Source organism: Phytobacter sp. V69 (assembly GCF_965644215.1).
GTDB lineage: Bacteria > Pseudomonadota > Gammaproteobacteria > Enterobacterales > Enterobacteriaceae > Phytobacter.
Genome location: NZ_CBFFRL010000213.1, coordinates 1 through 7,267, shown reverse-complemented (window position 1 = coordinate 7,267; position 7,267 = coordinate 1). Strand labels below are relative to the sequence as shown.

7 protein-coding genes are annotated in these 7,267 nt (G+C 50.1%); 4 read left to right on the top strand and 3 right to left on the bottom strand.

Annotation, left to right across the window (positions count from 1 at the left end; all coding sequences use genetic code 11):
• Positions 1–66 precede the first annotated feature (66 nt).
• From ACSZPU_RS21500 to ACSZPU_RS21490, 3 genes are all read left to right on the top strand, one after another.
• Positions 67–321 (top strand): fimbrial biogenesis chaperone, encoded by a 255-nt coding sequence (locus tag ACSZPU_RS21500; RefSeq protein ID WP_499002967.1) that lies wholly within the window; start codon positions 67–69, stop codon positions 319–321.
• Between the two features lie 55 nt (positions 322–376).
• Positions 377–1,126, top strand: a complete 750-nt coding sequence (locus ACSZPU_RS21495) for a winged helix-turn-helix domain-containing protein (protein WP_499002965.1) — start codon at positions 377–379, stop codon at positions 1,124–1,126.
• 97 nt (positions 1,127–1,223) lie between these two features.
• Positions 1,224–1,586 (top strand): YqeJ family protein, encoded by a 363-nt coding sequence (locus ACSZPU_RS21490; RefSeq protein ID WP_499002963.1) that lies wholly within the window; start codon positions 1,224–1,226, stop codon positions 1,584–1,586.
• Here the strand turns inward: ACSZPU_RS21490 and yegS are convergent.
• Positions 1,583–2,482, bottom strand: coding sequence for a lipid kinase YegS (yegS, locus tag ACSZPU_RS21485; protein ID WP_499002961.1), 900 nt, complete (start codon positions 2,480–2,482; stop codon positions 1,583–1,585). The two genes, ACSZPU_RS21490 and yegS, sit on opposite strands and share 4 nt — an antisense overlap.
• A gap of 254 nt (positions 2,483–2,736) precedes the next feature.
• Entirely contained in the window at positions 2,737–4,098 is a 1,362-nt protein-coding gene (gene trhP, locus ACSZPU_RS21480; protein WP_499002959.1) for a prephenate-dependent tRNA uridine(34) hydroxylase TrhP, read from the bottom strand.
• A gap of 428 nt (positions 4,099–4,526) precedes the next feature.
• Here trhP and ACSZPU_RS21475 point away from each other — a divergent pair, with 428 nt between their 5' ends.
• Positions 4,527–5,771, top strand: a complete 1,245-nt coding sequence (locus tag ACSZPU_RS21475) for a fimbrial protein (RefSeq protein ID WP_499002957.1) — start codon at positions 4,527–4,529, stop codon at positions 5,769–5,771.
• Between the two features lie 40 nt (positions 5,772–5,811).
• Here ACSZPU_RS21475 and ACSZPU_RS21470 read toward each other — a convergent pair.
• On the bottom strand, positions 5,812–7,267 hold a 1,456-nt coding region (locus tag ACSZPU_RS21470), incomplete at its 5' end, for a hypothetical protein (RefSeq protein ID WP_499002955.1).

Genomic DNA, 7,267 nt, shown 5'->3' with positions numbered 1-7,267 from the left:
ATCGGTAGTTAACCCTTCCTCCTACACTCTCCACAATCATGTCCGAGCGTTGCACTTATTATCTGAATTCGCGAATCGATTAATCTACAGAATTTTTCCTATGAAAATGGGGTTATTTACGTAAAAAATAACTCAAAGTGGAATATGACGCTAACAGATTTGGTTATGGGAGATTATTCATCAAGTGGAATAGTGGTTTCACCCGGCGATCGTCAGGCTATTTTTAAAATAAACGCTCCTGCAATACGGAATAATAAGATAAACTTCTCGGTCCTGAATGATGATGGTAATAAATGGGGTGCCAGCACCACAATTAAATAACGTTATTTACTTTCCGTTACGTTATTTTACTTTGGAATATAAATAAAGGCTAAGGATGACAAATATCTATTTACTGCACAGCCTGGTTGCTTTCTGGCCGGATAAAAACTTGCTGATTTCAACTGCGGATAAAAGCCACAATATAGCATTAAGTAATCCTGCAACACGTTGTTTGCTTCTATTAATTCAGCACCATGGTAGTGTCGTTGAGCGCGATTATTTTTTTCAGCACGTCTGGGAAAATAATGGCGCACAAGTGACCAATAACGCGTTCTATCAAAATATCTCTTTGTTACGTCGGGCTTTTAAAGAACTCGGCCTCAACGAAGAGTGGATAGTGACCGTGCCGAAAGTCGGTATCAAGCTGGAAAACACGCTCAGGATTGAAGTGCAGCAGCATGCCGAAGAGAAAAGCGTGCCGGAGCCTTCTGTGCGTGCGCCCGGCAGTGGGAAGCTGGTAAGAAGAGTGTGGCTGACGCTGGCTGTTTTTTTCGCCTGCCTGGCGGCTGGGGTGATGACCTGGCGCAGCGAGTTTCAACCGCGCTTCACACAGTATGTGCCGCTGAATGAGCGAATGGGCTGCCATTATTACGCCAATCCGGATGTGCTGAATTTTGACAAGCATCGGCAGGTTATTCAAACGCAAACTTTTGATTGTCAGAACTACCCGTGGACGTATATCACCTTATACCCCAACTTCTCACGTATATCGGTTATCGTCTGTCGTGAACAGTATGGTGCATGGCGGGAAAATGTCTGTGCTACGCGTTACATTTTCATGGAGGATCACCATGTGGATTCATAAATACCGGATTTTTTTGTTGCTGTCTTTTATCGCTATTGTTTCGACCGTGTTAGCTATTAAAAGTCTGCAGGTATGGCAGCGGAGTCATTTCGATTGCATGGGCGATTTGTCAGTGGAATATCCTTCGCTAAGTGGCAATATCTCCATTCGTTATATATTTAACGGTTCGACGGGGGTGGCGATTCTACGCGGAGAAATAATCCCGCAACAGGGTAAACCGGTGGCGGTTAATCACAACGTTTGGTTCTCATTTACGCGAAATGCGCAGGATTATTTTCTGCAGTCAGAGCGGATTTCGGTCAGTACCGGCGATGCGACAATCTATCCGGAGCTCATGCGCACGTTACCGGATTTCTATCTGCAAAAGGGGATCCCGTTTTATCTGAACATCACCCGTAGCGACGGCAATCACTGGCTCTTTTTTACCAGCCGATCGCCGTCAATCTACTGTAAGGCTTAACGTAGCAGCGGGCAGTCCGGTGGCAGACGACATTTCAGCGCGGCGGGCAAGATGTTGATACTGAAATGCTGTCCGGTCAGTGGCTCGCCGTCGAGATTAAAGGTGATGTCGTGCGGTGCGCTAATCTCAAACCAGGCGGATTTGCCATCGATAATATGCGGGTTATCTTCCGGCTGGGTGAGGGTGGTGAACAGCGCGGGCAGGATCTCTTCGCCGGTAAAAATGCGCAGTTGCAGCAGACCATCGTTAATGAGCGCGTCCGGGCACAGTTGCTGACCACCGCCCGCCTGGCGTCCGTTACCGATGCCGATCACCAGCGCGTCGCCCTGCCAGTGGAAATCCTCGCCCTTAATTTCACAGCGATCCGCTTTAAGCGTATCCATCCGCATCAGACCGTGGATGATATAGGAGACGCCGCCCAGTGCGGATTTAAGTTTCTCAGGCGTTTCGGTGGTGATGCGGGTGCCAAACCCGCCGGTGGCCATATTGATAAAGCAGGTTTTACCGTTCACTTCGGCAATGTCGATGGACACCGCTTTGCCCACGATGGCGAGCTGTAGCGCTTTATCCAGCATCTCCGGGATGTTGGTGCTGGTGGCAAAATCGTTGGCGGTACCTAACGGCAAAATCCCCAGCGCAGGGGGGTTGTCACTTTTACTGTGCACCAGCGCGCTGGCGACTTCGTTAATGGTGCCATCGCCGCCGCCAGCAATCACGGTTTCGACGCCAAGCGTGATGGCCTCTGCCACATAGCGCTCTGCATCGCCTTTTTCCCAGGTGACGCGCACCTGAATGTCCATCCCTTCGCTGCGCAGCAGGGTAATTGCCTCGCGGAGCATCTCGTCGCCCGCACTTTTACCGTTGAGGATCAATAAACTGTCTGGAAAATTGCTCATCCTTTTCGCCTTTCAAAATCACCATGAGCAAAGTGTATCTCACGACCGGAAAGTGCGCCTGGCAGGATGGAAAAAGGAGGGATAAAAAAATCAGCCTGCGTAAGGGAGATTACGCAGGCTAAGGAGGTGGTTCCTGGTACAGCTAGCATTTATGGGTTATGTTTTTCAGCGAAAAGGATAATACCCATATTGAGCGCAACGGTATGTGATCCGATTCTAAGATTCTTCTGCTGGTAAAAAATAACGGCAGTTAATTACTTAGCGTGCGGATTGCGCGTGCTCTGTCCAGTAAAATTACGCATTAATAACGCATATTCCAGCTGTAAATCATCCGGAACCGGCAGCCAGACGGTATGACCATCTCCCGGTGCGACACCGACGGCTTCGCCTTTGCCATTTTCCATATGCTCCAGCGTAAAGTTGATGTTGCCCTGCGGCGTCATCAATTCGAGGCTGTCACCCATGGTGAATTTGTTTTTCACCGCCACGGCGGCCAGTGGGCCTTTACGCTCACCGGTGAATTCACCGACAAACTGCTGACGCTCTGAGACGGAGTAGCCGTACTCGTAGTTCTGGTAATCGTCGTGGGTGTGGCGACGCAGGAAGCCTTCGGTGTAGCCACGGTGTGCCAGCCCTTCCAGGGTTTCCAGCAGCGCCGGATCAAACGGTTTGCCTGCGGCAGCGTCGTCAATGGCTTTGCGATAGACCTGAGCGGTGCGGGCGCAGTAGTAGAAGGATTTGGTACGGCCTTCGATTTTCAGCGAGTGCACGCCCATTTGCGTCAGACGCTCAACGTGGGCGATGGCGCGCAGGTCTTTGGAGTTCATGATATAGGTGCCGTGCTCATCTTCGAACGCGGTCATGTACTCACCCGGACGCTGGGCTTCTTCAATCATAAACACTTTGTCCGTTGGCGCGCCGATACCCAGCGTCGGCTCAACGTTTTGCACCGCAATCGGCTCGTATTTATGCACGATATTGCCGACGTCATCTTCTTTGCCTTCCTGGACGTTATATTCCCAGCGACAGGCGTTGGTGCAGGTTCCCTGGTTCGGGTCGCGTTTGTTGATATAGCCTGAGAGCAGGCAGCGGCCGGAATAGGCCATGCACAGCGCGCCGTGAACGAAAATTTCGATTTCCATCTCCGGCACCTGAGTGCGGATTTCAGCGATCTCATCAAGTGACAGTTCGCGTGAGAGGATAACGCGGGTTAGCCCCATCTGTTTCCAGAACTTTACCGTCGCCCAGTTAACGGCGTTCGCCTGGACGGACAGGTGAATGTCCATCTCCGGGAAGTTTTCACGCACCAGCATGATGAGACCCGGGTCCGACATAATCAGTGCATCCGGCCCCATATCCACCACGGGTTTTAAATCGCGAATAAACGTTTTCAGCTTGGCGTTGTGCGGCGCGATATTCACCACGACGTAGAATTTTTTGCCGAGGTCATGGGCCTCGTTAATGCCTTTTTGCAAATTCTCGTGGTTGAATTCGTTATTGCGCACGCGCAGTGAATAACGTGGCTGACCCGCGTAAACGGCGTCCGCGCCATAAGCGAAAGCGTAACGCATATTTTTCAGCGTTCCCGCCGGGGAAAGGAGTTCCGGTTTAAACATGATGTTCTCGTTCTGATGACAGGTCAGATTCGCCTCACCTGATGAGGCGGTTGGGGAGATCCCATAAATTTAGGGCGGGAATTGTAGCGCTGCGGGGAGGGGGAGTAAACCTCTGTGTGATCGTGGTTGCCAGAACAGGCAGTCAGGGCACATTGGATTGTTTATCAATATTGTTGATTTTTAAGTAAGTACAAATTGTGCAAGATAAATCATCAAATTAAATATATTGAATTACCCTGAAAAAATCATTCAGTTATTATGTTGAGGTTATTGGTTAACCTTCTGTTTTATAATGGGTAATGCATTTATGTAAATATTTTACGGTCGATGGGGAATTGGTTTGGATTTTTTTTGAGGAGATATATATCTTTTCTTGAGGAACTATTGTCTTTATTTTGAGGTTCGTTCAGGAAGCAAAGGAATGTGCAATGAAACAATTCATTCTATTAATCTTTTTATCTTTATTGGTAGCGCGGGAAACATTTGCAACCGTTATTAATTGTTCAGGCGGAGCGTCAAAAGTCGTTATTAATTTGCCCGTTCCTTCTAACAATAAATTGACGCTAACTGGTTTAGCCGGTTTCTCTGGGCAGTATCGTGAAATAGCGTCTTGGGTAAAACTTCTGGGCGGGAATAATGGTGCCAGATGTACCCCACAAGGTGGATTATCAGCAGGAGCGACCGATTATGTCACTTATATTGAAGCCTATCCGGGAACAACGGTTCTGCAAAACGGCAGTGAATATATCTTTCCAACCTCAGTAAAAGGCCTGGGGCTCTCTTTCCGTGACATGGGGTCGGTATTTACTATAACCAATAATGCCCCAATTGGTCCGCCATCGAACCCCTTGAAACTTGAACCCTCTGGTACTACAAAAGGTGCCCATAATTATGGTGGTGCTCCTCTAAAATTTAAAGTAACATTATGGGAAATTCCGGTAATCAGCGGGCAGTCAGAAATTCCATCTGTCGGTTATGTCTTGTTTAACGGTCCGACTATCGTCGCCGCACAAATGAATAGCAGTGCGATGGATTATTACAGTGCAACTTCACCGAATAATGGCAGCTATTCACTGGCAAACAGATGGACAATAAGTTCATTCGAAATTAAAGGTGAATTGGACATTACCTCCGGAACCTGCTCATTAAACAATAAAACCGTATCTATGGGTTCCCACGACATGAATATGTCCGGCGGTGTATCCGACTGGAAAGACGCCAGTTTTACCGTGCAATGCCCGGCAGCCCGGGGCTACGGTGTTGACTATACGCTCTCTTCAAATACAGTGGTTGCCAGCACCAGTAATGCAAAATACAAAAACAGCGGATTAATTATTTCCGTCTCGCCATTAAGAGGCGCAGCGGTGCAGGATGCGGTGAATGGCATTATCACCCTCGACAGTACCAGTACGGCAACGGGCTACGGCATTCAGCTTGCGTGGGGGGATATTTCGACCTTACCTACAAAAAACGCGGCCCCCGCGAAAGTTGTGAGTTTTACTCAGGCAGTGGATGCTGCCACCATTTCGGATTACGTAACGAAAACCTATAACCTGGGTGAAATTCCACCCCCGCAACTGATTAAAATGGCAGCACGTTATATCCGTACGCCGGGAGCCGTAGCACCCGGACCGGCAAATTCGGCGGTGGAAGTGATCGCCAGTTATAACTGATTACGCGCAATAATATCGACAGGGAAGATTGGATTGCGATTCAGTTAATGTATTCCGTCACAATTTTATTAATTTTAGGGGCCTGTAATAATAACGCGCGTAGTATGTCTCGTTGCCTGTGGGTGGGGAAAATAGCCGCGCGATTAAACTGCATGACCCACAGACGGTACTGCTCATCACATTCCTGTTGTGTGAGTTGATGATGGTTGCGTAATAATAAAATCAGCCAGTCCCATTTATTTAGCTGGTGCATCAACCGCCAGTACAACAGGGTATGTATGTCCGATGGTGAGCCTGCCAGCAGAGATTCAAGCTCGCCGCGCGAAAACGACAGGGGATGATGCGCCAGCGATTTCATTGCCGCCATGGCGAATGACAGGCTTGAATCGGCCAGAGCTTCCAGCACGCGGGGTTTTGCTGCATCCCCTTCGAGCATCAGCAAAATATGCAGCGACGCCTGGCGGACAGCGTTCTCCGGCTGCGTATAACCCCACAATGCCAGCGAATGCAGCGCGGGATCGCGCACCTCTTTCAGGCCATAGAGCGCAGAACGGCGCTGGGTTGCGGACCAGGCCGGTGAGGCAAGCACATCGCGCCAAAACGCGTTGGCATCGATGGTATCAGCGAGCATGTGGCGGGCGCGTTGGCGGATCAGCCCATTTTTATCCAGCAGCAGTGAACGGTGCAGGGATTCAGGCAGCGCTTGCCCATGTTCGTCGAGATAAAAGAGCGCATCGCGACGAATACGCGGCCAGGGATCGCGCAGCAGGCGCTCGGTCAGGGTCTCTGAGAGCGTTGGGGCGCGTGCCAGCCAGTAAGTGACCGCAATGCCCCGCAGATAGGTATCGCCAATATCCAGCACAAAGGCCAGCGCTGCTTCGCCGTGCAATTGTTCCTGCTCGATAAGCGTATGCAGCACGGCATGGCGCAGGTCGCGGTCAGGGGAATAGAGTGCCTGTCGCAGTTTCTCTATATGGGCCTCAGAGGCCAAAAAGCGGCTAATCAGCTCGATTAAAGGCGCGTGATTGTAGCGTCTGCACGTCAGCAACTGCCTGACCTGTGGAAGATGGGCGATAAAGGCGTGAGCATTTTCCGCTGTCATCAGCGCCATCACTTCCTGCGTGGCGAGGCGGTGAATCGGTTTGACCCAGTCATTGGCGCAAATCAGCAGTTCCGTGAGCGCGGCGATGTCGCGCTTCAGTGACAGCGCCATTACGGCTTTTTCGCGCAGATAGCCATTGTGGTGACGGGTGAGCTGGCAGAGATTCTCTGTGCTTCGGATATCGCTATTTTTCGGCCAGTAGTCGCCATTACGCGGTTCATTCAGCAACGTGCGGATCTGTTGATAAAGCTGCGTTTCTTCATCAGCGGGCGGCTGAGCGAACGAAGCGAACCAGCGTGTCAGAAAAGATTTATTGCTAGCGAATTCAGATAATAAGTGCAACGCTCGGACATGATTGTGGAGAGTGTAGGAGGAAGGGTTAACTACCGATAAG